Raw genomic sequence first — 25,316 nt, 5'->3', positions numbered from 1 at the left:
ACATGATAGTCATTCTGCGTATGAATCAATATAGGAGGAACAGGAACCGTTTGCAACGAAATTCTGTGAATTCAGGGAATAGGACACAGGCAACGGCATTTACAAAAACGTTGACAAGCGCATCCCTGTGTTGCTAATCTTAATCGCTTTCCAATTTAATGAGGTGGTTGGTTTTCCATGAAAGGTACGATCAGTATTGATCAGGAACGTTGTAAGGGTTGCGCGCTTTGTATCGAATTTTGTCCCGGGAAGGTCATCAAGCTTTCCGACAGGCTCAATGCCAAAGGCTATTTCGTTGCCGCCTTGGATGACGGAAAGGAATGTACCGGGTGCGCCACCTGTGCTGTCATGTGTCCTGAAGTTGCCATAGAGGTGATGAAGAGTTGAAAAAGCTCATGAGCGGCAACGCCGCCCTCGGAGAGGCGGCGATCCTATCCGGCTGCACTTGCTACTTCGGGTACCCCATCACGCCCCAGAACGAATTGACGGAATACATGGCGAAAAGAATGGGGGAACTGGGAAGGGTTTTCATTCAATCCGAAAGCGAGATAGCAGCCATCAATATGGTTCTTGGCGCGTCCGTTGCCGGTGCGCGCGCGATGACATCTTCGAGCAGCCCCGGGATGAGTCTCAAGCAGGAAGGCATATCCTATCTTGCCGCCGATGAACTACCCGCCGTTGTTGTCAACATGGTGCGCGGCGGACCGGGCATGGGCAACATTTCCCCGGCGCAGTCGGACTACCTGCAGGCCACACGTGGGGGAGGCCACGGCGATTACAAGACCATCGTCCTCGCCCCCGGTTCCGTGCAGGAACTCACCGAGGTGGTTCCGCTGGCCTTCGACCTTGCCGACCGGTATCGGAATCCGGTCGTCATCCTGGGCGACGGCATGCTCGGCCAGATGATGGAGCCCGTCAGTTTCGACAACATCGAGCCTCCGAAGGAATACCCGAAGGACTACATATTGACGGGTGCGAAGGGAAGGCCTTCGCGCATGGTCAGGTCCCTTCTCTTCGACACGAAGGAAGAGGAAGAGCACAACTGGAAGCTCGTCAGGAAGTACCAGCGGATGGAACAGAACGAGGTCCGCTACGAGAGATTCATGACGGACGACGCCGATATGGTCGTCATTGCCTATGGTATCGGGGCCCGCATCGTGAAGGGTGCCATAAGGAGACTGCGCCAGGAGAACATGAAGGTCGGCATGATACGGCCCATCACCGCATGGCCGTTCCCCTCCGCGGTTCTTCAGGAATTGGCGACAACTGTCCGCGACTTTTTTGTTTTTGAGATGAGCGCGGGCCAGATGATCGAGGATGTAAAGCTGGCGCTGGCAGGAAAGGGACGCATCCACTTCTATGGCAGACCGGGAGGTGTTATCCCCACACCCGTCGAACTCTACCGGATAATAGGGCGCCACTATTATATGGCTGCGAGAAGGAAGTAGCGATGAAAAAGGGATACACGAGACCTAAAACGTTGAAGGAAGCTCACTTCCACTACTGCCCGGGCTGCGGGCACGGCATCATCAATCGGCTTCTCATGGAGATTGTTGATGAAATGGGCCTTCGCGATAAGGCGATATGTGTTGCACCGGCGGGTTGCGGCATGCTTTTGTACAATTACTTCGATATAGATACGCTGGAATCGGCCCATGGCCGTGGAGCAGCGGTGGCCACAGGTATCAAAAGAGTGCTGCCTGACAATCTCGTTTTCTCCTATCAGGGGGATGGCGACCTTGCCGCCATCGGTACGGCGGAAGGATTTCACGCTGCAAACCGTGGCGAGCCGATCTCGGTCATATTTGTGAATAATGGTGTTTACGGGATGACGGGCGGACAGATGGCCCCGACAACCTTGACGAACCAGGTAACCACGACGACTCCCCAGGGACGGGACCCTATCCTCGCAGGCCACCCGGTGAGGATATGCGAGGTCTTTTCCAATCTCGACGGGACAGCGTACCTGGAACGCGTCACGGTCAACAAGCCCGCCGCCGTCATCAAGGCAAAGAAGGCCATCAAGAAAGCCTTTCAATACCAGCTTGACGGGAAGGGTTTTTCCCTGGTGGAAATTCTCTCGCCATGCCCTACCAACTGGAAAATGAATCCCGTCGAGGCATGCCAATGGATAGATGAAGTGATGACGAAACAGTTTCCCCTGGGCGTGGTAAAAGAGGTCTCATGACGACAAAGACGATATTTTCAGGTTTTGGCGGGCAGGGCGTTCTTTCCATGGGGTTTACCCTCGCGAACGCGGCGATGCTTGAAGGCCGATATGTTACCTACCTTCCGTCCTATGGCGTCGAGGTGCGTGGCGGGACGGCGAATTGCACCGTGGTGGTTTCCGACGAAGAGATCGCTTCCCCGGTGGCCTCCGAACCGGAATTTGTCGTTGCCATGAACCAGCCTTCCTTCAACCGGTTCCAGAACATCCTTCAGTCGGGAGGCCTCATGTGCGTCAATACCTCTCTCGTAAATATCACATCAATGAGAAGCGACATAGAGGTTCTCTCCATCCCCACGAGCGAACTGGCGGAAAAACTGGGAACAATAAAAGTCGCCAACATGATCATGCTTGGAGCACTTATTAAGGCGAGCAACATCATATCCTTCGATGTTATGATAAAAAACCTTGCCGAGCTTCTAGGCGAAGGGAAGTCAAAGCTCATCAAGCTGAACAAGGAAGCCCTCGAAACGGGCTTTAATTACGTCAAGGAGTAGCTAATGGTCATCACGCAGTTGTCCATCAGTCTTGAGAATACACCCGGCGCCCTCTCCCATGTGAGCGAACTGCTCGGGCGCGAAGGGGTGAACATCCGCGCCATTTCCGTCGCCGATACGTCGGACATCAGCACCGTCCGTTTTGTCGTCGATGACCCCGAAAAAGCGAGGAACATTCTCAAGGGCAACGGCTTCAATCCCCGCGAGACAGGTGTCATTGCCGTCGAGACCCCGGATCATCCGGGAGGTCTCCTTGCCGTCCTCAAGCCGCTGAGGGCTGCCGGTATCAACGTTCATTACCTCTATCCCCACCTGGGCAGAGTATCGGGCAACGCCATTGTCATCCTCGGTGTTGACAGGACCGAGGAGGCCCAAAAGGTGCTGGCACAGAACTGGGTGAAGACACTGGGCAAAGAAGTTTACAGCATCTGATATCGGTTGTATCCACACAGATAGCTTCGTTGCCTTCCTCGAAGAGATTTTCTCACTCATCCGTCAGGTCTTCAGATGATGCCCTTTTTATTGTTCCCTCAAGAGCATAAGACGCGTTGTGGTGCGCAGTTCATCGGCGGTCATGATATTCTCAGGCAGGCAATGGAGCACCTTTGCCCGGGAGGACGGTCGGTGGAAATCGGAGAATTGACCGAAAGGTGGGGCACAGTGCGGGCGAAAGGCGAACCAATCGTTACCCGGCGGTGATGTAGCCTTGTTTATACTGCGAGGCGAGGCAGTACTCAAGATACTGCCTGACGACATCCTTCGGGCCGAAGGCACCGGAGTGGCCGTCGCAGAGCACATCAGCTTGCAGGGCGAAGAGCTTCTTTATGGACTCAAGCCATGCCGGCGGATCGCAGTCGAATTCTGTGAGCAGGGGTGCACCGATGTCCTGGGCAAAGAGGATCCGTTCACCCTCCACATCCATGAAGAGAGAGATCGAACCGGGCGTGTGGCCGGGCGTGTGGATCCAGTTGAGGTCGACAGGGCCGAAGCGAAGCGTCCCTGTCTCGCCAGCAAGCTTTCTGTCAACGGCAAGGGGTTTGAAATCGACATCGAAGCAGAAGGAGGCGGTGAGTCGTATATCCCCGCGTTCGACAATGTCCGCGTCTTCTTCATGTATGACGAGTTTCGTACCGAAGCGAGAGCGCAAAAGCGGCGCGGCACCGATGTGATCGGCATGGCAGTGGGTCATGACGAGAGTCTTGATATCATCGGGATCGAAGCCAGCCTTTCGAATGATATCGACCATGCGCTCAAAACCGTGCCCCGAGCCGCAGTCTATGAGCACCGGTTCGCCGCAATCAAGAAGATAAACGGCACTATCCCGCGGATTGGTCATATCCGCCCCGGCCACGCGCCACAGAATTTCATTGATTCGTTGAGGTCCCATAATTCCTAATAACCAATGATCAAAAGAATAAGGTAATAAACAATGACCAAATTACAATAACCAAAGAAGAGGATAATAATCAATAACCAAATCCCAATGATCAAACGCAAAAGTGTAAAGACGGCCGATGCGGGATTGTTTGGGATAATGCCGGCAATGGCTCAGAAATATTTCTTGACAACGCACCCACGGTTAATGATATAAACTTGCTATGGTCGGACCAATAGGTCAATAGACCAATAAGAGAGCCTGGATGCTAATGCAAAAGACGAAGAACAGCGATGAAATATTCCCGGGCCCTTTACGTTTGGGATCGTCCGGTCAGGTTGTGCTCGAGAAAAGTTCATGCGTCTTAACCCTGAGAACGGCTCCTCGGTCAGGTTTTGCCTCCCGCCGGCCCTTACTTCATCCCAGACACAGGAAAACTTGCAGGGAGCCGTTCATTTTGTGGGCGGCAGGACAGATGGTCCTGCTCTTGCGGTCCGGCAGCCAGAGAGTGAACTGGACTGTATATGGAACGAATGAGAAGCAAATACAAAATAGAAAGGGGAACATGAGATGAGAGAAAAACATGGTTTGTTCTGCACCGGGTTTGTGTTGTTGGTTCTGTTTACCTTTTTGTTTGGCGGCATGGCATACGGGCAGGCGAAGAAGTACGAGGTTGAGATCTCGGGTCTTTGGACGGGCACCAACCCTTACACCATTGCGGTGTACTGGGCGGAGCTCATCAACAAGAACAGCAAGATCGTCAAGGCGATCGCGCGTGAGGGACGGGGCCCTGCGGTGGACATGAAAACACTTATCATGAAACCGGAGAAGAGAAAGAGCCTTGTCTTCTTCCAGGTTGAAGACGAGGTGTGGGCCGCCAAACGGCAGATCGGAGATTGGAAGAATTTTGCCGGTAAATACGATCTGAACAATTTCCGCCATATCGCTTTCGGCGGTTTCACGGTGGACGTTCTCCTCACGACGAACTCCAAGATCAGGACGCTGGCGGAGATGAATGGAAAGAGCACCGTGATCTCCAACGTCTCAAAGGCTTCGTCGAAGGCGGTTGCATTCGAGGAGATATTCAAGGTCGCCGGTGTCAAACCAAAATATCAGTTTCTCGGGATGAATGCCATGACGGATGCGGCCAGGGACGGGACAGTGGACGTGATCCATGGCGGCATCAACCCCGTGGGTTCAGGCAAATGGGAGCCTTCACCCTATCTCAACGAGCTTTTCGCAATGAAGGAGGTCTACGCAATTTCCATCGATAAGTCGGTGCTGACAAAGATGAAACAGGCTACGGGTCATCCGGGAACGATTGTAACGATTCCCGCGGGCAACATCGGCAAGAGCCAGAAGGAACCCACAACGGCCCTGGGGAAATGCATGAACTGGGGCGTAGATGTGTCCATGCCTGACGAGGTAGTGACGGAGATCCTGAGGATCTACGTGGAGAACGTCGACAAGTTCCAGCAGTTGAGCCCCGCAGCACGGGTCATCACGAAAAAGACCGCTGCGGCAGTTGAGGTGCCTGAAGCCAGAATGCATCCTGCAGCCGTGAAGTTTTACAAGGCGAACAAGATACAGATGGGGAGCCTCAAGGACGCGGGCGTGATCAAGTAGGATCGATGCTCCGTGTTTTTCACAGCACTTTGGCAGGGAGGCGGCAATGAAGGACGGCATGAACGGCGTAATCAAGGTTGCAGTCATAATCGTGGCATTACTGATGGTCATCTACCAGATGGTTTCTTCTCAGGTTCTCCTGCTCTCATCTGTACCCTACCTGAACCTGCACCTGTTGTTCAGCCTTGTCGTCGTATTCCTTGGGGCAGCGAGGGACACAAAATCGTCGCCGCTGAGATTATGGCTGGTGTTCGTCATGGCCGCCTCCATCCTTGCATTGGGTTATATCCAGCTGAACTGGGAGGACATTCAGCAGCGCGCCTATTTCAACTCTCCCCTTGACCTCGCGGCGGGCATCGTGGCCATACTGCTTGTCCTTGAGGCGACCAGGCTGGCGACAGGCTGGTTCCTCTCCGTCATGGCCATCGGTGCCGTCATATACGGGTTCTTCGGCGCCCAGCTGCCGGCACCGTTCACGATCCAATCCATGGGTTTCGAACAGACCATGACGAACCTTTCCGTCGGTTTGGACAACGGTATCTATGCGTTTCTTCCCATATCGGCGAATTACCTCTTCCTTTTCATCCTTTTCGGAGGCGTACTGTCCGGCACCGGCGCCGACAAGTTCTTTCTCACACTTGGCAAGATAGTGATGAGCAAGGTACGGGGCGGTGCGGCCATGATGGCTGTTGTCGCAAGTTGCGGCATTGGCATGATCACGGGCAGCGCGGCTGCCAATGCGGCGGTTACCGGGACGATGACCATTCCACTCATGAAGCGGTTTGGCTTTAAACCGGAGGAGGCGGGAGGCATCGAGGCCGCGGCGTCCAACGGGGGACAGATCATGCCTCCCATTATGGGAATGAGCGCCTTCGCAATGGCGGGTATGACCGGAATTCCCTATATTACGATCGCGAAAATGGCGGTATTCCCCGCGATCCTTTATTTTGGCATTGTCGGCCTGTATGTTTACCTCGTTGCCGGAAAACACAGGCTGCCCATGGCCGCCAGGGAACCCGTCGATGGAAAGGAACTCGCCATATCATCCATCAATTTCGTTGTGCCCATCCTTCTCATAGTGGTGATGATGGCCCGCGGGTTCTCGGTGAATTATATAGGCTTCTGGGCCATAGTCACCACCGTGGGTATAGCGCTGATACGTAAAAAGACACGACCTTCATTGAAGCAATTTGTGAACGGTTTCGTGTCGGGAACCATACAGGCGGCCGGCATTGGGGTCACCACGGCAGCGGTGGGTATTATCCTCGCCACGCTGACCATGAGCGGCTTGAGCGTAAAGCTTGTCCTCGGGATCGAGGCGTGGAGCATGGGAAGTTTGCTGCTGGCATTGATCCTGATACAGATCGTGACGGTGGCGATGGGGTGTGCCGGGGCCTCGCTGACGGCATACATGATCGTTACGATCTTCGCGGTGCCCGCGCTCCAGAAGATGGGTGTGCCCTTTGACGTAGGGCATTTCTTTGCAATGTTCATAAGCGTCTTTGCTTTCCTGACCCCTCCCGTTGCACTTGTATCGCTTATCACGGCCAAGATAGCGGAGGCGCCGTACATGAAGACGGCAAAGGAATCCTGCAAAGCTGCCCTGGCTGGATTCTGTGTCCCGTACATCTTCGTATTCTGTCCCGTACTTCTCCTGAAGCCGCTGGAACTGGGATTTGCCGTTGTGGCCATTATGGGCTCGCTGATCTGCCTTGTCAGTCTCCAGATATCCTTGGTGGGGTTCCTCTTTTCGGACCTCAATCTGAAGGAGCGGGGACTGTTCTTCGGGGCGGGCGTGATCAGTTTTGCCGGGCTGGTTCAGCGCAGTGTAACCCTGGCCGCGATTGGCGCGGCTGTGTTTGTCGCGGTATGGTTGTGGCACAGGATGAGGGCTCGCACGAGCAGGGTTGAGACTGTCGCGGCGTAGGCCGAGGCGGCTATTCTGGCGGGAGGCTCAGTTTCACGGGAGTGGGAGGGTGCGATGCCGTGAAGTGTTGCATAATTGTGGAGACTCCCTGATAAAGGTGATATAATTGGTTCAAAAAAAGGATGCAGGACGTAGGGTGAAAGAAGACATTACCAAGCTGCTGAGTCCTCCGAGAAAGGCGAAGCTGCACGAGTCGATCGTGTCGCAATTGAAAGGTCTCATAAATTCCAGGAAACTTGCGGTCGATGATAAACTGCCTCCGGAGAGGGAACTGGCGGGTCTTTTTTCCGTAAGCAGGGTGGTGGTCAGAGAATCCATCCAGGCCCTTGAACAGGCCGGACTTATCGAGATCAGGACGGGGCCGGCGGGGGGTGCATTTGTGGTCCGCAACCTGCACAAACCCCTTTTCGACACAGCTTCGGATATGTTTCACGGCGGAGAGCTCAGTCTCCACTTTTTCTACGAGGCCCGAAGAGCCATAGAATGTGCCATAATAAGGCTGGCCCTGGAGAAGGCAAAACCGAAGGATTTGAAAAGACTCAGGGAGCTTAACAAAAGGCTGCTTGCCGAGATTGAGGACAGGGGAAGGCTCCGTGCGAATAACAGCGCCTTTCATCTGGCCATAGCACAGATCGCCGGCAATCCGCTTTTGAGCGTGATGCTGCAATCGATCCTCGAGCTTCTCGATGTGGTGTATCCCAGATCGATACAATCCGAAGAATATGTGAAGAACACATACTCGCGTCATGATGCCATCATCGAGGCGCTGGAAAAGAAGGACCGCGTCCGTTGTGACGAACTGATGGCAATAGACACGGAACATACAACGAAGCTTACCACATGATATAGCGCTTCCGCGCTGCCGCAGGGCAGTGTGAGAAAATGCTTTTTCCGGCACAAATTCCTTGACAAATAATTTGGATATGGTCCATACTTACGTATGGTCTATTGGTTAGTCCATACTAAGATAAGACAGTAGAATTGTGACGGGGCCTTGCCGCCCTTATCGCGGTTTCTTGCACCCTGTGCCCCGGGTGACAATAGCGGGTTTATCAAGTTCTTGAAGGAGGCATTATGAACTGGGAAGATGCGGTGACTCAAACAGGCCAGATGATCGAATGGCCCTATCCTGTCAGGTATGACAAGCAGAACGATATCGATGTGGACGTGGTGGTTCTCGGCGGCGGTCCCGGCGGGTGCATGGCGGCAATAAGCGCCGCGAAGAAAGGATTGAAGGTCGCACTTCTCGACAAGGCATATCCCAAAAGATCCGGCGGCGGTTCCGGTTTTGACCACTGGCTCAACACTCCCAACCCGGCATCAAAGGTCACGCCTGAGGACTGTGTTGAATGGGAGAGAGTGACCTTCAAGGGTTACTCGAACTCACTGTCGCGCTATATCGCCGCAAGAGAGGCATATGATACCCTTCTTGAGATAGAGAAGATGGGCGCCAAGGTAAGGGACCTGGACGATAAGTTCAAAGGTGCGCCTTTCAGGGACGAGAAGACGAAATTCGTTTACTGCTACGACTACGAGAACCGGTTCCAATTCCGCGTCTGGGGTGCAACCTTCAAACCGGCGATCTTCAATGAGTGTCTGCAGCTCGGCGTTCAGGTCTTCGACAGGGTCATAGCCACCAGTCTCCTTACGGAAGGAGGAAAGCAAGGCGCGAGGGTTGTCGGGGCCACCGGGTTTCATATGCGAACGGGCGAATTCTATGTGTTCAGGGCAAAAGCCACGATAAACGCCATGAACTGTCACCAGGGCAGCTGGCGATTCTCGACGGAATCCATCGGCATCGACACCTTCAAACCAAATATCACAGGCGACGGGCCGGCCATCATGTGGAGGGCAGGTGTCGAACTTGCACAGATGGAGAGAAGCAGGGCAGCCATGCCGCCGGGATATGAATATCCGTCTTACGGTACGGGCAACTGGTGGAACACCTGGCACCCGGCAACCATTGTTGACGCCAACGGCAAGGAGGTTCCCTATCTTGATGCCAACGGCAATGTGGTGCCAGTGGAAGAGCGGTGCCGGCCGAGACCGGGACAGAAGTTCATAGCCGAACGCTCCCGTGATCCCCTCTACAGCAAACCGACCATGCCCGCCGACCTGGAGGATCGCATCAAGAAGGGGGAATTTGTCCTTCCTTTATACGCTGATCTTGCGGGTATGCCCTGGTATGAAAGAGACGCCATCTGGGGTCTCATGGTGGGAAACGAGGGACGCACAAAGATCCCCGTGATCATAAATTACGAAGCGGCAGGGTTCAATTCGCACAGGGACATGCTCCAGAATTATTTCACCTTAAGCGGCGAGCCCTATCCCAGCATGGACAGCACCATGGCGCTCGGGCCTTACCGTATGGAGGCCTTCGGTAATGGCGGTGAGGTTGTGGTTGACTGGGACTTGAGGACAAACCTCGAGGGCCTTTATGCCGTAGGCGACGCCATACTGGCCGGAAATTACTGGTATCACGCCTGCGCCACGGGAAGGTACGCCGGCAGAAAGGCAGCCGAATATGCGATGAAACTCCAGGTTCCCCCGGACATCGACGCAGGCCAGATCGAGCGGGAAAGAGCAAGGGTCTACGCACCGACAAAAAGGAAATCCGGCAAGGACTGGATAGACTGGAAGGAACTGCGTTTCGCCGGCGCCCGGGCCATGCAGAATTACTGCGGTGCCGTCAGGAACGAAGGCATGATGAAGACGGGTTTGAAATGGATCGAAGATATCAAGAACGAGCACTACCCACAGACGTATGCGAGCAATCCCCACATCCTCCTTCGCGTCCTGGAGACCTACAATATCCTTACCGTTGATGAGATCATTTTCCAGGCATGTCTGGCAAGAAAGGCAAGCAGCGAGATCCTCGGTCACTTCCGTCAGGATCATCCCGAGATGGATCCCCCTGAGTGGCACAAATGGGTCACCATCAAACAGGTTGACGGGGCGACGAAGACCGGAGATCTTGCCCTCGATTTTCACGGCAATCTCGCCGAGAACTACGAGGCGCATAATCCGACCTACAGGGGATTCCTGAAAAAGAAAAAAGCGTAAACAGGCAGGAGGCAAGGAACATGAAGGAAGAAAGAACGAAAACCGATGGCGGCGGGGACAGGTGCTACGCTTTCCCCAACAAGCCGACCCCCGGCATGCCCGTGGTGATCGACGAGGCGAGATGCACGGGATGCAACAAGTGTGTCACCATATGTACGACCGACGTGCTTGTGGCGAACCCTGAAAAGGGCAAACCGCCGATCATTATGTATCCTGAAGAATGCTGGTATGCGGCCTGCTGTGTGGGAGAATGTCCCGAGGGATGTCTCACGATGCGGCATCCCCTGATGATGCGGGTGCACTTTAAGAACAAAGAGACGGGGGAGATCAAACGGACATGAGACCAGGGCCTTGTGCAAGGGTCGACCAGGAGACATGGAGGGCAACATGGCAATAACGGTGGAAGAGGCGAAGGAAGTCATTGAGGATGTATTCGACTTTGATCATGTGGGAGAAGCGATGTCCGCTTTGCGCCGTGATCTGGGATCGAATGCGGCAAAGCAGGATCTCGTGAATGAGCTGGCGAAGCATGCCGCACAAGAGGCCGGGGACGATTCCGACGACAGCGCGGCGGTCTTCAAGTCCGTCGCTGAGGCACGGGTAGAGCAGTTCGTCAATGGTGCCCGGTACTCCCAATCGGGTTGCAGTAAGACATGATCATCAAAAGAGACGGTTACCGGAAAGGCCCTCTGCTTTATGCCCGGCCTTTCGGGCGTCCGATCCCATTCGTCGGGCTTTCATAGGGAGTATGTGGTTTACCGACGAGCCAGGGGAAATATGAGAGGGTGGCCATATGACGTGCAAGCTGTTGATTATCGGAGGCGTTGCGGGCGGAGCCACCGCCGCCGCCCGCGCGCGCAGGCTGGACGAGGATGCCGATATCGTCCTCTTTGAGCGGGGAGAGTATATTTCATTTGCAAACTGCGGTCTGCCTTATTATGTCGGGGATGTGATAAAGACGAGGGAGGACCTTCTCGTAACGACCCCGGAGGATTTTAAGGCCAGGTACCGCATTGACGTGAGGATATTTTCCGATGTTGTTTCGATCGACAGGACCGCCAGAGAGGTTACTGTAAATAATGTGGTGACAGGAGAAAGCTACCGGGAAAGGTATGACAAGATCATCCTTTCACCGGGGGCCGAACCGGCAGGTCTCCCCGCGGGGTATGATGGATTTGGAAATGTCTTCGGTCTCCGGAGCATCCCTGATGCTGATCGCATCAAGGCGTATGCGGACAGGACCGGGCCCTGCTTCGCTGTTGTAGCGGGAGGCGGTTTCATCGGTCTTGAAATGGCCGAGAATCTTGCGAAAAAAGGCGTGAAGACGACATTAATTGAGAAGCTGCCGCAGGTAATGAATACCTTTGATCATGAAATGGTATCCGCAGTACAGGGGCATCTTCTGGAAAATGGGGTGAGTTGCCTGTTCGGGCACGGTATTTCGTCTCTGGTGGGACAGGGGATGGTGTCAGCGGTTGTGACGGAAAGCGGTGAGAGCATACCCTGTGATGTTCTCGTCCTTTCGATGGGGGTGCGACCGGACAACAGGCTTGCACGTCAGGCCGGTTTGGCTATAGGAGAATTGGGGGGCATCAAGGTGAATGCCCTGCTGATGACCTCCGACCCTGACATATTTGCAGTGGGAGACGCGGCTGAGGTTACCGATTTTGTTACAGGCCTGCCTACCCTGACGGCACTCGCGGGTCCGGCGAACAAACAGGGAAGACTTGCGGCGGGCAACGCACTGGGACGAAGAACGGTATACACCGGGACGCTGGGAACATCGGTGGTGAAGGTTTTCGACATGACGCTGGCGTCCACAGGGACGAGCGAGAGGGTGCTCAGGAAGAACGGCATACCTCATTTGATCAGTTATACTCATTCGAACTCTCATGCAGGCTACTATCCCGGAGCCGAGATGATGTCGATCAAACTTGTTTTCTCTCCCGGAACCGGTCGCATCCTGGGGAGTCAGATCGTGGGCGGGGCGGGTGTTGATAAACGCATTGACGTGTTGGCCACGGCCATTCGGGGATCGATGACGGTCTTCGACCTGGAAGAGATCGACCTGGCGTACGCACCTCCTTATTCCTCCGCGAAAGATCCGGTCAATGTCGCAGGTTTTGTCGCATCCAACATACTGAAAGGCGATCACGAAATAGTGCACAGCAAGGATCTGAAGGACATCGATGCCGGGCGCGCGGTCTTGGTGGACGTGAGAGATATGGAGGATCTGATGAGGAGTTCTCCGATAGAAGGGGCACTGCATGTTCCCCTAAGGAGACTGAGAAAGAGAACTGAGAAGCTGGACAGGGACAAGATGTATATCACCTACTGTGAAGTTGGAACACGATCGTACGCGGCCCACCGTATTCTGGCGCAAAAAGGTTTCAGATCAAAGAATTTGAGTGGAGGATACAAGACCTACATCGCCACACAGAAACTATCCTGAGCCAATCGCCTGGGTCGATACCTTGACTTTTTGTCGGCACTGGAGCACCATTAGCACATGTTATCCATGAAAAGCACTGTGGCGGGCGCCGCTCGGAATCTTTGCCTGGTGTTGATCTGTGTGATGGTGGTCGCCGTTATTCCCGCACACCCGGAAGACCTGCCCGGTGTGCATGTCATCTTCTTTGACAGGAACAAGGAAGAGCTCTGCCGCTTTGAGGCGGAACTGGCGGTGACCCCTCGGCAGCAGGCTCAGGGATTGATGTTCAGAACATCCATAAGGCGGCGCACTGGTATGCTTTTTATTAACGACCGGGATGACATGCATCATTTTTGGATGAAGAATACGTATATCCCCCTGGACCTGATCTTTATTAACGGGCGGTACCAGGTGGTCCATGTCCACCGGGGCGCCCGGCCCCGCGACGAGACGCAGATCAGCTCCCGCTATCCGGTGCGGTACATTTTCGAGGTCAACGCAGGCGAAGCGAAGGAATGCTCCATCGTTCCGGGGATAACGGCACGATTCGGCAGAATTGGCGCCCCCCGCTGACGCTCACCGTTTGCGGTGTTTTCCACAACGATTGTGGATTTCCTGTTGAAAAATTGTGGAAATGGGTTCCCAAGCTAATGATGGTAAAGGACTTTGCCCTTATTGCCTTGTGTTTGGGCAGGAAGAAAACAGGAGTGATTTCAATACTTATAGAGATAATTCACTTTACCCATGCATTTGTGTCATGAATAGGTTTCGGTAATGTTTGACCAATCATTTTCATGAGTTTCAGATTCGACACGAAGGCGGGAGTGTTCATCCTCTTGATATCATTGAGGGCGGGCGAATTGGAGAATTCGGGGAAAGATACGCGGGTTTCGGGCCCTGCGGCGGTGCGACCTGCAGGACCTGTCGGACAAGTCCTCCATGTTGAGTTGCCGTGACGTTCCGGGCATCCAGCCTCACGGGGGCGAGGACAAAACTATTGACATACGTTGCCTAAGCGAGTAAAATCTTTGTCTTTAAGAAGAAAATGCATCTGGACTTAGGTCAGGAGGTCAAAAATGGCAAGGATCTGTGATATATGCGGAAAGAGAAAACAAAACGGTAACAGCGTCAGCCACGCCAACAATAAGAGCAAGAGGGAATGGCTGCCGAACCTGCAGACCGTCCGCATTGTGAAGGACGGCGAAACCCGCAAGGCAAGACTCTGCACAAAGTGTATCAAGAAAGGCAATTTTCAAAAGGCGGTCTGAGAGAAGAGAGTAACCAATCACCAAATCTCAATAACCAATAGAACAGAGCAGTGACCAATTACCAATGATCAATAACCAAACGAAGAGCGCCGCTTCGTTGATCGCAATTCTTTCGCGTCTGAGAGTTTCCTGTATGTTTTGTCGTTAGCTATTGCCTTTTCTTTGGTTATTGGAATGTGGTGATTGGTTATTTGATTCTAGGTAAGACTTCTCATCCTGTCGACTGACCGCACACCCTTTATCTTCTGGATAGATTTCATAACCTTCTGCAACTGGGACATGTGTTCGATCTCCACCTCGTAGATGCCCGCCGCGGACCTGTCGGGATATGTCATCGCCTGGGCGCTCAGGATGTTGACCTTGTTGGCGGCTATGACGCTTGAGATATCGGAAAGAAGTCCTTTCCGGTCACTCCCCGTTACCTTGAACCTTACGGGGAAGGTGTAGTCCTTGCTGAGCTGCCAGCTGACCTCCACCTTTCGCTGCTCGTCGTATGTGTGGACGTTCGGGCAGTCTCCGACGTGCACCGTGAGGCCGCGCCCCCGGGTTATGAAGCCGATGATGTTGTCGCCCGGGATGGGATTGCAGCATCGTGCAAAGCGTATGACGAGACCATCGATACCCTTGATCTTTATTGCGTTGTCGCGCCCCTTCTTTAACGAACTGATTATTGTCTTGATCTTTCCGACGGGCTTTTCCGTCTCGGGGATGATCTTGCCCACGACCTGCAGCGGGGTGTAGAGTCCGTAACCGACGCCGGCAAAGAGGTCATCGACGGCCTCGAAACTGAACTCTTTGGCGAGCGGCAGGAAGTCACCGTTCTTGAGGAGCCGGGAAAAGCTCATGCTGTGCCTGGACAGCTCCTTGTCGAGAAGACTGCGGCCAAGCTCGATGCTCTTTTCGCGCTGTTCCGTTTTGATCCACTGCCTGATCTTCGTCTTTGCCTTGGAGGTGGAGACGAAGCTCAGCCAGTCCTTGCTCGGCTTGTGCGTGGGGCTCGACATGATCTCCACGGTGTCGCCGCTCTTGAGAGTATATCGAAGGGGTACCAGCTTGCCGTTCACCTTGGCGCCGACGCACCGGTGGCCCAGTTCGGAGTGGATGGCATACGCGAAATCGACGGGTGTAGCCCCCTTGGGAAGCTCCCGCACATCACCGTTGGGCGTGAAGACGTATACCTCATCGGGAAAGAGGTCGATCTTGAAGATCTCCATGAACTCCTTGTTGTCCTTGAGTTCCTGCTGCCATTCGATGATCCGGCGGAGCCAGGCGAAGATCTTGTCTTCCTTGGGGTTGAAGACCTGGCCTTCCTTGTATTTCCAATGGGCGGCGATCCCTTCCTCGGCAAGGCGATGCATCTCCCTCGTCCTTATCTGGATCTCGATCTTTTCGCCGTGGGGGCCTATGATCTTGGTGTGCAGCGACTGGTACATGTTGGCCTTGGGCAGGGCGATATAATCGCTGAACTTGCCCGGTATCGGCTTGTAGGCGGCGTGGATGATGCCGAGCGCCTCGTAGCATTCCTTTATCGTTTCCACGACCACCCTGAAGGCGATGATATCGTAAATGTCGTCGATGTTGAGGCCTTCCACGGACATCTTGCGGTATATGCTATAGAGGTGCTTGGCCCTTCCGAAGATGTCGGCTTGAAGGTGGAACTCGTCGAGCTTTTGCCGCAGAAGCGCGATGACCTCATTGATATAGGCTTCGCGTTCCTTCTTCTTCTGAGCGATATTTTCGGCGATGAGCTTGTACTCCGTCGCCTTGAGGTACTTGAAGGCCGCATCCTCCAACTCGGCCCTGAGCCATTCTATGCCCAGCCTGTGGGCCAGCGGAGCGTATATCTCAAAGGTTTCCCGGGCAATCTCGATCTGTTTTTCCGCGGAGAGGAAATTGAGGGTCTGCATGTTATGGTACCGGTCCGCCAGCTTGACGAGGATCACGCGGATGTCCTTGCTCATGGCGAGGATCATCTTGCGGAAATTCTCAACCCGCGATTCCTCCGACGTCTTGAGGGGGATCTTGCTTATCTTTGTTACGCCGTCGACAAGCTCGGCGATCTCTTTGCCGAAATACTCTTCGATCTCCTTCTTGTCCACATAGGAATCCTCGATGGTATCGTGGAGGAGGCCCGAAACTATGCTCGGGATGTCGAGGTTCATCTTCGTCAGCGTATAAGCTGTCTCGAGAGGATGTATCAGGTAAGGCTCCCCGGACAGGCGCACCTGTCCTTTATGCGCCTTGGCGGAAAATATGTACGCCCTCTGGAGAAGCTCAACATCGGCATCGGGGTTGTATGTCAGAACCTCGTCGACGATGTCGTTAAATCGTATCATATGTGTTCCCGTCTATGGCGCAGGACCAGGGCTGCGAAAAAAACAGGTGCCTTCGTACGGAAAGATGGGCCGGAATGTGTTTGCTTGTCTCCTTGACTATCTGCGAGGGATATCTCTGATCGCATGCTTTTCCTGATCTTTATATTACCGTATGCTGCGCCAAATGACAACCGGTAATAAGGGGTGACATTGCGGGGTACAGAAAGGTGTTCTTCAGGATTAGAGGGTGGCCTGGCTGCCGTTGCCCGCAGTTTCGAGACCGCCTTTCCCAGGTTTGCGGAAGGCCTTTCTTCGGTCGAGGATCTCGGCGAGGAGCGGAATGAGCAGAGAACCGAAGGGCATCACGAATATCACCAGGGCGGGGACGTAGTATGACAGATGCCTGAGGTGGGCCTTCAGGAGCCTTCTTTCCTCCTTCGTCCATTTTGCCTGCGTGTTTCGCGGTTTCATGAGGAGCCGCATGAAACCGGTGATCTTGTCCGCCTCGTGGAGAACCAGTGCCCTGTTGTTGGCAACCAGTCTCGAGAGTTGATGGCGTATTATATTGAATGTTGACCGCGTCATAAAGCGTCTTCTCCACGATTGGAAGCAGGGCGGCTGTCTCTACTTCACTTCATGCCGGCTGCGAGCGAAAAGGCCCGGGCCCATGTTTCACTTTTATTATCGGCGGATTTCCGATACTATTAACCATGTTTGAAAATACTACGCCCCCTGAAATGAAGGCACAGGTGGAACGTGTTACATATTACAACGAAGAGAACCATTATACCATAGCGAAAGTGAAAGTTGAGGGAAGAAATTCCCTGGCTACCGTTGTCGGCACCCTCTATTCCGTTGTGCCCGGCGAGGTCCTTCGGCTGAAGGGCAACTGGGAGGTCCATCCCCGATGGGGCGAACAGTTCAAGGTGATCTCCTATGAGACGCTCATGCCGGCCACGGTGAAAGGGATCGAACGTTATCTCGGTTCGGGCATGATAAAGGGGATAGGGCCCGTCATGGCAAAGAGGCTCGTCACCCGGTTCCGCGAAGCGACACTCGACATCATCGACACGGACATGGACAAGATCCTCGACGTTCCCGGCATCGGACGGAAGCGCGTCGATATGATAAGGAAGGCCTGGGAGGAGCAGAAAGAGGTCCGCAATGTCATGGTCTTTCTCCAGGGCAACGGCGTCAGTCCCGCCTATGCCGCGAAGATCTATCGTTTCTACGGCGGCGACGCCGTCAGGATAGTAAGCGAGAATCCATACAGGCTGGCGGTTGACATATTCGGCATAGGCTTTCTTACCGCCGACAGCATAGCGGGGAAGCTCGGCATCGGAAAGGAAGCACCCCTTCGGATCGAAACGGGCATTCTCTATGTGCTGGGACAGCTCTCCAGCGAAGGACACATCTTCTTTCCTTGCAGTCTCCTTGTCGACAAATGCAGCGAGGTGCTCGAGGTCGAAGGGGGGAAGATTTCCGATGCTCTTTCAAGGCTTGCCGCGCAGGGGAAAGTGATCATCGACGACCCGGGGGCATTCCCCGGCATGACCGCGAATTACACGGGCGGGATCGTCTACCTCGCGCCCCTTTATGTTTCAGAGAGGGGGATAGCGGAGCTTTTGAGCAAGCTTGCGACTGTTCCCAGGCAATTACGCCTCCTCAACGTTGGGGAAGCCCTGAGGTGGGTCGAGGGCAACCAGGAGGTCACTTTTTCTGAAAGACAGCTCGATGCGGTCCGGGCTTCCCTGGAACAAAAAGTGCTGGTCATAACGGGAGGTCCGGGAACGGGGAAGACGACCATCATAAAGGGGATCATCGGAATTGCCGGCAAGACAGGGCAGAAGGTGCTGCTGGCGGCCCCGACGGGCAGGGCGGCAAAGAGAATGACGGAGGCCACCGGGGCCGAGGCAAAGACCATACACCGCCTGCTGGAATATGCCCCGTCAAACGCATCTTCCGACGGAGGATTCAAGCGCAACGAATCGAACCCTCTCGATGCGGGGCTCATCGTGATCGATGAGGCATCCATGGTCGATGTCCCCCTCATGTACCATCTTCTGAAGGCGGTGCCGCCCACGGCCAGCCTCGTTCTTGTCGGGGACGTGGACCAGCTTCCGTCCGTCGGCCCCGGAAGCGTTCTCAATGACATCATTGCCTCGGGGTGCGTCGGAACCGTTCGGCTGGCTGAGATATTCCGGCAATCGACGAGGAGCATGATCATCGTAAACGCCCATCGCATAAACGGCGGCGAGATGCCCTTTCTCGAGAAACACGCCGGACAGGGCCACGACTTTTTCTTTGTCGATATTGAGGATCCCGACGAAGTCCTGCGGTATGTCGTTGACCTCTGCAAGGATATGATACCCTCCCGCTTCGGTTTTCACCCATCGAACGACATCCAGGTCTTGACGCCCATGCATCGCGGTGTGGTTGGCGTGTCGAATATGAACGTGCGCCTCCAGGAGACATTGAACAGGTCCACAGACGGGATATCACGGGGCGGCAGGTTCTTCAAAAGGGGCGACAAGGTGCTCCAGACACGGAACAACTATGAAAAGGATGTTTACAACGGAGACATCGGACGGGTCATCGCCATAGACAGGGAGGTCCAGGAACTCAGCGTTGAATTTGACGGAAAGGTTGTCTCCTACGACTTCAATGATCTCGACGAACTGATCCTGGCCTACGCCATCTCGGTCCACAAATCGCAGGGGAGCGAATATCCCGTTGTGGTCATGCCCCTCCTGACACAGCATTATCTCCTCCTGCAAAGGAATCTCCTTTACACGGCGATCACGCGGGGAAAGAAGCTTGTCTATCTCATCGGGACAAAGAAGGCCCTTTCCATAGCGATACACAACGACAGACCCCGCAGGCGCTACACCCTCCTCGCCGAGAGATTGAGGGAAGCAATGCAGAAGAAAAATAACCAAAGAAAAGACAGCCGCCAATCTACCGATTGATCTGCATTGTCCCGCCCATGCAATTGTCTTCCCCGAATCTTTCTTGCGGATTTCCGGGAAGCATATTACTATTATTGATAATCCTTTATATGAACTGATATTGAGTGTCGCGGGTCGTTTCGGAGAAAAAGGGGGACGCGGGTTGAGGAGAGTTGCCGCGATAGCGCTCGTTGCAGCCATTGCATCCGGTCTGTATCTGGCCAGCCTGTACAGTTATCTCCTGTTCCACGGTCTTGTCGAGCTCTTTTGTGTTGTCATAGCCTTCGGGATATTCATGTTCGCCTGGAATTCCCGGAGATTCATCGGAAACAACTTCCTGCTCTTCCTTGGGATCTCTTACTTCTTTGTCGGTGTTTTCGATGTCGCTCATATTCTGGCATACAGGGGCATGAACATCTTTTCCCTGCCCGGGGCGAATCTGGCGACCCAGTTGTGGATAGCCGGAAGGTACGTTCAGGGCATCTCTCTTCTTGTTTCCCCGATGTTGATCGGGAAGAAAATGGACCCTCTGCCGATATTTGTGATCTATCTCGCGGGATCGTCCGCCATCCTTGTGTCGATATTCGGATACCCGGTCTTTCCCGTCTGCTTCGCGGAAGGCTCAGGGCTGACGCATTTCAAGGTGTTCAGCGAGTATCTCATCATAATGTTCCTCATCGCCGCCATAGCCGCCCTCATGATCCGGCGCGATGCTTTCGACCACAACATACTGATGCTCATCGTCGCATCCATCATCTGCACGATTGCTTCGGAGCTGACATTCACCTTTTATGTGGACGTATACGGGGTCTTCAATCTCACAGGACACTACTTCAAGCTGGCGTCCTACTATCTCCTGTACCATGCGATGATCAAGACGGGACTTGAGCAGCCATACAGCCTCATATTGCGTGACCTGAAACAAAGCGAGGAGAGGCTGCTTGTTGAGAAGAACCGGGCTGAGACCTATCTCAGTATCGCGGGAATCCTCTTCGTTGTCATCGATGTTTCGGAAAGGGTTGTTCTCATCAACAGGAGGGGATGCGAGATACTCGGTTGTGACGGGCCCACGGCTGTCGGGTGCAACTGGCTCGAGGCCTTTGTGCCTCCCTTCGACAGAAAGGAGGAGCGCCTATTTTTTTCACGCTTTCTCTCGGGACAGACGGAAGGCATCGAGTACCGCGAGAGCGCGGTCCTGACGGCACAGGGCAAGGAGCGCATCGTTGCCTGGCATTACACCCTTCTTCGGGATGAATCGGAAAACATAACGGGCCTGCTCAGTTCCGGGGAAGACATAACGGACAGGGTCGAATATGAACGGGCCCTTGAAAGGTACCAGGGCAAGCTGGAAAAACTGGTCCAGTTGAGGACGGTCGAACTCGAACGAACGAACGCGCAGCTCATGGCCGTTTCGAAAAAGCTCTCCGAGGCTGAGAACCTGGAACGGCGAAGGATAGCGAGCGAACTCCACGACCTCGTCGGCCAGAACCTGACCGCGCTGGGACTCAATCTCAATATCATGAGGACCAAGCTGTCGATGAAGGATGTGGACGCCCTCGAAGCCAGGATCGCCGATTCCATGTCCCTTATCGAGGATACGACGGCAAGCATTCGCGACGTCATGGCTCAGCTGCGCCCGCCTGTGCTCGACGACTACGGGCTTTTCGCAGCCATCAGGTGGTATGCCGGGCAATTCAGGGAACGCACGGGTGTCACGGTGAATGTCGTCGGGGAGGACCTTGTTTCCCGTCCCGGCATGCATACCGAAACGTCATTGTTCCGGATCATCCAGGAGGCCCTGAACAATGTGGTCAAGCATTCCGGCGCGACGATGGTGTCCATCCTCCTCGAGAGCAACTCGGAAGGGGTGAAGCTCGTCGTCGAGGACAATGGGGTGGGGTTTGACAGGGCACAGATGCATCGCTCTAAGAAAAGGGACACCTGGGGTCTGGCGAACATATCCGAGCGGGCGATATCCATAGGGGGTAAATGCATGATAGAGAGTGTTCCCGGGAAAGGGACACGCATCGTGGTGGAGGTCCGTCCATGAAAATAAGCGTTCTTATAGCCGATGACCATGCCATAGTGCGGGACGGGTTGAAGCTCCTTCTCGAATCTCAGCCTGACATTATAGTGACCGGGGAGGCAACGAATGGACGAGAAGCCGTCAGGCAGGCGGCGAGGCTTCATCCGGACATCGTCATAATGGACATAGCCATGCCCGAACTGAACGGTATTGACGCCGCAAACCGGATACGGCAGGAAAGTTCATCGACACAGATCATCATCCTTTCCATGCATTCCACGACGGAGCATATATACCGTTCCCTGAAGGTCGGCGCCAGGGGCTATCTTTTAAAAGAGTCGGCGGGGGTGGAGGTTGTGAGCGCCGTCAACACCGTGTACAGAGGCGGCCGCTACCTGAGCCAGAAGATCTCCGACAGGGTCATAGACGATTACCTGAGCAAGCAGGATATGAAGGAACCCGAGAACCCCCTCGACCGCCTTACCCAGCGTGAGCGGGAAATACTCCAGATGGTCGTGGAGGGAAAATCAAGCGCGGAGATCGCCGGCACCATCTTTCTCTCGCCAAAGACCGTCGAGACATATCGCAGCCGGCTCATGCAAAAACTGAACGTAACAGACATTCCCGGCCTCGTTAAATTTGCCATCAGGCACGGACTGACAGATCTGGAGTGAGGGATACTCCAGTTTTATCGAACATTCCCCCCGAATTTGTCCAACTCTCCCGACATACAATCACTATCCCCGTCGGTTATTCTTATTCATTCGACAGAGGAGGAGAGAATGACCATTGTCATCGTCGACGACCATGTGAACCTCAGACGGCTTCTTCATGAGTGGCTGAAGGAAGAACTTCCCGCATGTTCCTTCGTAGAGATGAGAACTGCCCGGGAGGCGCTGGTTTATTGCCGCCGTGAAGCGCCGCTTGCGGTCATCATGGATATCGATATGCCCGGGATGAACGGCATAGATGCAACGATAGAGCTCAAGGCCATGTTGCCCGATACGAAGGTGGTGATCCTCACCATCCATGAGAACAGTGCTTACAAGGAGGCCGCGTTGAAGGCGGGCGCGAACGCCTTTGTCACCAAGAGAAGGCTCTACGATGATCTGGTGCCCGCCCTGTCGCATATTGTCGAATGCCAGGGGAGGATATCGTGAACCTCACCGCGGCAGTCTGTAAAGCCCACCAGCATGGCGCGTCGGTATTGGCCCCCAGTAAACCCCCCCAATACCCCGAAGAAGTCTTTTACGGGCCGAAAGCAAACGATGCGCCATGCTTTCCACATTACGCTCTCTTGAATTCACCTATTCAATAACAAAATCGAAATACGTGTTGGGAAAAGGCTCATCCTTCAGGGTGAAGTGCCACCATTCCAGTTGATAGTTGACGAACCCCTCTCTTTCCATGAGTGTCTTCAGGAGGAGCCGGTTTGCGCGCTGGATGGGGCGCGCATCCTTGCTGGCCGTGTGGGCGAGGGCGTGAAAACAGTCGAAGCCGGTACCCATATCGATGGAGTTGTCACGGAAGCGTTCAGCCGCAGGGAGAAAGCAGGCGAAGAGTTCCTGACCCGGACGGTAAGACTCTTCTTCGGGCAGCGGCACGGGCACAATGGTCAGGTCGACGGTGCTGCCCCGGGAATGCCCTGATCTTTCCGCTATGTATCCATCCTTGAAGAGGCGGCTCTTGTCGACGGTGGGATAGAACTCCTCTCTTGTCCGCGTGTCGGCAGTGTCCTTTGCCCACCTGACGAAATGGTTCACCGCCCGCTGAGGTCTGTAGCAATCATATATCTTCAGGGAGAAGGAAAAACCTTTCAGGTGCGATTGGACTCGTTTCAGCGCCTCGGCGGTCTCGACGGTGAGAAGGCACCTGGGGGCGCCGTAACCGTCGATCCGCTCCCCGACAAAGTTGTGGGGGCCGAAATAGCGCATGTCTGTGACGATGGAGGGAATATGTTTCTTGATATCGACGAAGCGGTTGCGCACATCTTCGCCTGCTCCCGCGTGAAAAGGAAGAAAGAGGAACAGCAGCAACAAACCTGCGCAAACGACAGGGTAAATCCCGGCAGCGATTTGTTTATTCATGCAGGCGGCACCTCCGGCGTTTTGTACACATTATCAAAACCCGGCCCTGTTTTCAACAGGCGATGAGGAGTATTCAAGAACCGTAAGGAGTAAGAGATAAGGGGTGAGGATACCTGACGGGGACGCATGAGCCAGCCTCTTCCCGGACGATCCAAAGGTTTTCCGTCATTCCGGCCTTCGCCGGAATGACGACTCATAGGGTGTTCGGCAAGAGGTTGACTTTTACGGGGAATTCCCTCAGGCTGCTTCTGTTGATCTGATCTGTGTGGCGGGGATGACACCCCTGAGCTCATCCATGACATCCCGCACGGTACTGATGCGGTCGACACGGCAGCCGTTGACACCAACGGTGTAGAGAGGCTCTTCGGCATCCATGTTATAGCCGCCGGAACTCAGAAGGCCGTTGCAGATGCAGAAAAAACCTCCCCTATCTTCCTGGGCCTTGCAGACCGCGTAGCGGCCCTCTCTATTTTTCATCATGATGTAGCCCTTGTCGCAGCGAGGCTTTCTTCGATTGTTGAGTGCCGAGACAAACATGGGTGATTCCTTTATCACCATGAAGGGCATCCCGCAGGGCGAACCGGGCGACGAGGCAACAAGGATATCCTCCGGGCCCGCGTTGACGACGGCATGCTTGTATGCTTCGGTGGCGCTGCTTTCGACGGTCGCGAGAAAGCGCGTTCCCATCTGCACCCCATCAGCACCCATCGCGAGGAATCTTGCAATATCATCGCGGTCGTATATACCGCCGGCGACGATCACGGGAATATCGCCGTGACGTGAGGCGAAATCCTTTATGGGCGGGAAAAGGTTCTCCAGTTTGTTGGACTCGAGACCGAGGTCACCCACCTTGAAGCCAAGGTGACCGCCCGCAAGGGGTCCTTCCAGCACAACGGCGTCGGGCCGGTAACCAAGGCGTTCCCATTTCTTGTAGATGACCTCGAGAGCTCTCACCGAAGAGACGATGGGAACGAGGGCGGTTTCGCCCGGGTTTGTGATCCCCGGGAGGGTCAACGGGAGCCCGCCTCCGGAAATGATGACATCCACCTTCGCGTCGATGGCTGCTTTTACGGTGACATCGTAGTCCCTGGCGATGGCGACCATGATATTGATGCCCGAGACGCCTCCTTTCTCCCGTGACAGGCAAACCTCTTCATAGACGGCGTCATAGGTGCTGTATACCTTGTTATTGCGTTTTCCGAGGAGTCTGTCGAGGCATGCGCTGGAGACGATGCCGATGCCGCCTTCGGCAGCTACGGCACTCGCGAGGGGTGAGAGGGAAACACCGATGCCCATACCTCCTTGGATAATGGGCAGTTTTACGCTTTTTCCTTTGATGGTAAGTTCTGGCAGCATCATCCCTTTATGCCGTGAATCACTTTTATACCGGATGCTGAAGAATGAGAAGAGAAGGATAAAATGAAAACACGACCGGTTCAGTATATCACTTTTTGCAGTTATTTACAAAATAATCGTGAGAATCAGGCCATGCACTTCTGCCCATAACCTTTCTTCAAATTATGATA

At 54.3% G+C, this 25,316-nt stretch carries 23 protein-coding genes; 18 read left to right on the top strand and 5 right to left on the bottom strand.

Annotation, left to right across the window (positions count from 1 at the left end):
* Positions 1-177 precede the first annotated feature (177 nt).
* Genes PHC90_05030 through PHC90_05010 form a run of 5 tightly spaced genes read left to right on the top strand, consistent with a single transcriptional unit; the run spans position 178 to position 3,156 of the window.
* Entirely contained in the window at positions 178-387 is a 210-nt protein-coding gene (locus tag PHC90_05030; GenBank protein ID MDD3845707.1) for a ferredoxin family protein, read from the top strand.
* Complete coding sequence (gene vorB / locus PHC90_05025; protein ID MDD3845706.1) at positions 384-1,448, top strand: 3-methyl-2-oxobutanoate dehydrogenase subunit VorB; 1,065 nt, start codon at positions 384-386, stop codon at positions 1,446-1,448. The genes PHC90_05030 and vorB overlap by 4 nt, the downstream gene beginning before the upstream one ends.
* A 2-nt stretch (positions 1,449-1,450) precedes the next feature.
* Complete coding sequence (locus PHC90_05020; GenBank protein ID MDD3845705.1) at positions 1,451-2,188, top strand: thiamine pyrophosphate-dependent enzyme; 738 nt, start codon at positions 1,451-1,453, stop codon at positions 2,186-2,188.
* Positions 2,185-2,724 carry a 2-oxoacid:acceptor oxidoreductase family protein gene (locus PHC90_05015; protein ID MDD3845704.1) on the top strand — a complete coding sequence of 180 codons (540 nt, stop codon included), beginning with the start codon at positions 2,185-2,187 and terminating at the stop codon, positions 2,722-2,724. Before PHC90_05020 ends, PHC90_05015 begins: the two co-directional genes overlap by 4 nt.
* Before the next feature lie 3 nt (positions 2,725-2,727).
* A complete protein-coding gene (locus tag PHC90_05010) occupies positions 2,728-3,156 on the top strand; it encodes an ACT domain-containing protein (protein ID MDD3845703.1) in 429 nt (142 codons plus the stop codon).
* Positions 3,157-3,409: 253 nt separating this feature from the next.
* Here the strand turns inward: PHC90_05010 and PHC90_05005 are convergent, their stop codons facing one another.
* Entirely contained in the window at positions 3,410-4,111 is a 702-nt protein-coding gene (locus PHC90_05005) for an MBL fold metallo-hydrolase (protein MDD3845702.1), read from the bottom strand.
* 558 nt (positions 4,112-4,669) lie between these two features.
* Here PHC90_05005 and PHC90_05000 point away from each other — a divergent pair.
* From PHC90_05000 to rpmB, 9 genes are all read left to right on the top strand, one after another.
* A complete protein-coding gene (locus PHC90_05000; GenBank protein MDD3845701.1) occupies positions 4,670-5,725 on the top strand; it encodes a TAXI family TRAP transporter solute-binding subunit in 1,056 nt (351 codons plus the stop codon).
* 46 nt (positions 5,726-5,771) lie between these two features.
* Positions 5,772-7,652 carry a TRAP transporter fused permease subunit gene (locus tag PHC90_04995; GenBank protein ID MDD3845700.1) on the top strand — a complete coding sequence of 627 codons (1,881 nt, stop codon included), beginning with the start codon at positions 5,772-5,774 and terminating at the stop codon, positions 7,650-7,652.
* Between the two features lie 136 nt (positions 7,653-7,788).
* Complete coding sequence (locus PHC90_04990) at positions 7,789-8,496, top strand: FadR/GntR family transcriptional regulator (GenBank protein ID MDD3845699.1); 708 nt, start codon at positions 7,789-7,791, stop codon at positions 8,494-8,496.
* A gap of 230 nt (positions 8,497-8,726) precedes the next feature.
* Positions 8,727-10,715 (top strand): FAD-binding protein, encoded by a 1,989-nt coding sequence (locus PHC90_04985; GenBank protein ID MDD3845698.1) that lies wholly within the window; start codon positions 8,727-8,729, stop codon positions 10,713-10,715.
* Positions 10,716-10,735: 20 nt separating this feature from the next.
* Positions 10,736-11,056, top strand: coding sequence for a ferredoxin family protein (locus PHC90_04980; GenBank protein ID MDD3845697.1), 321 nt, complete (start codon positions 10,736-10,738; stop codon positions 11,054-11,056).
* A 46-nt stretch (positions 11,057-11,102) separates the two neighbouring features.
* Positions 11,103-11,372 carry a hypothetical protein gene (locus PHC90_04975; GenBank protein MDD3845696.1) on the top strand — a complete coding sequence of 90 codons (270 nt, stop codon included), beginning with the start codon at positions 11,103-11,105 and terminating at the stop codon, positions 11,370-11,372.
* A gap of 136 nt (positions 11,373-11,508) precedes the next feature.
* Complete coding sequence (locus tag PHC90_04970; protein MDD3845695.1) at positions 11,509-13,167, top strand: FAD-dependent oxidoreductase; 1,659 nt, start codon at positions 11,509-11,511, stop codon at positions 13,165-13,167.
* A gap of 66 nt (positions 13,168-13,233) precedes the next feature.
* The gene (locus PHC90_04965) at positions 13,234-13,719 is read left to right on the top strand and encodes a DUF192 domain-containing protein (protein MDD3845694.1); all 486 of its coding nucleotides are present in this window, start codon (positions 13,234-13,236) and stop codon (positions 13,717-13,719) included.
* A 503-nt stretch (positions 13,720-14,222) separates the two neighbouring features.
* Entirely contained in the window at positions 14,223-14,414 is a 192-nt protein-coding gene (gene rpmB, locus PHC90_04960; protein MDD3845693.1) for a 50S ribosomal protein L28, read from the top strand.
* 197 nt (positions 14,415-14,611) lie between these two features.
* On the opposite strand, the gene PHC90_04955 is transcribed toward rpmB, so the two are convergent.
* Together PHC90_04955 and PHC90_04950 are read right to left on the bottom strand one after the other, a co-directional pair.
* Positions 14,612-16,750: a bifunctional (p)ppGpp synthetase/guanosine-3',5'-bis(diphosphate) 3'-pyrophosphohydrolase gene (locus PHC90_04955; protein MDD3845692.1), complete on the bottom strand. Its 2,139-nt coding sequence runs from the start codon at positions 16,748-16,750 to the stop codon at positions 14,612-14,614.
* Positions 16,751-16,969: 219 nt separating this feature from the next.
* Positions 16,970-17,314, bottom strand: a complete 345-nt coding sequence (locus PHC90_04950) for a hypothetical protein (protein MDD3845691.1) — start codon at positions 17,312-17,314, stop codon at positions 16,970-16,972.
* 164 nt (positions 17,315-17,478) lie between these two features.
* Between PHC90_04950 and PHC90_04945 the strand changes: the two genes are divergently transcribed.
* The 4 genes from PHC90_04945 (at position 17,479) to PHC90_04930 (ending at position 22,863) form a co-directional block, all read left to right on the top strand.
* A complete protein-coding gene (locus tag PHC90_04945) occupies positions 17,479-19,698 on the top strand; it encodes an ATP-dependent RecD-like DNA helicase (protein MDD3845690.1) in 2,220 nt (739 codons plus the stop codon).
* A 142-nt stretch (positions 19,699-19,840) separates the two neighbouring features.
* Positions 19,841-21,727 (top strand): MASE3 domain-containing protein, encoded by a 1,887-nt coding sequence (locus PHC90_04940; GenBank protein MDD3845689.1) that lies wholly within the window; start codon positions 19,841-19,843, stop codon positions 21,725-21,727.
* Entirely contained in the window at positions 21,724-22,377 is a 654-nt protein-coding gene (locus PHC90_04935) for a response regulator transcription factor (protein MDD3845688.1), read from the top strand. Before PHC90_04940 ends, PHC90_04935 begins: the two co-directional genes overlap by 4 nt.
* Positions 22,378-22,485: 108 nt before the next feature.
* Entirely contained in the window at positions 22,486-22,863 is a 378-nt protein-coding gene (locus PHC90_04930) for a response regulator transcription factor (protein MDD3845687.1), read from the top strand.
* A gap of 147 nt (positions 22,864-23,010) precedes the next feature.
* Here PHC90_04930 and PHC90_04925 read toward each other — a convergent pair whose 3' ends face one another.
* Together PHC90_04925 and PHC90_04920 are read right to left on the bottom strand one after the other, a co-directional pair.
* Complete coding sequence (locus PHC90_04925; protein ID MDD3845686.1) at positions 23,011-23,790, bottom strand: M15 family metallopeptidase; 780 nt, start codon at positions 23,788-23,790, stop codon at positions 23,011-23,013.
* A 237-nt stretch (positions 23,791-24,027) separates the two neighbouring features.
* A complete protein-coding gene (locus PHC90_04920; protein ID MDD3845685.1) occupies positions 24,028-25,146 on the bottom strand; it encodes a nitronate monooxygenase in 1,119 nt (372 codons plus the stop codon).
* Positions 25,147-25,316 lie beyond the last annotated feature (170 nt).

The organism is Syntrophorhabdaceae bacterium (assembly GCA_028698615.1).
GTDB lineage: Bacteria > Desulfobacterota > Syntrophorhabdia > Syntrophorhabdales > Syntrophorhabdaceae > Delta-02.
Note: the sequence above shows the minus strand (reverse complement) of the source record. Positions and strands in the feature narration are given on the sequence as shown.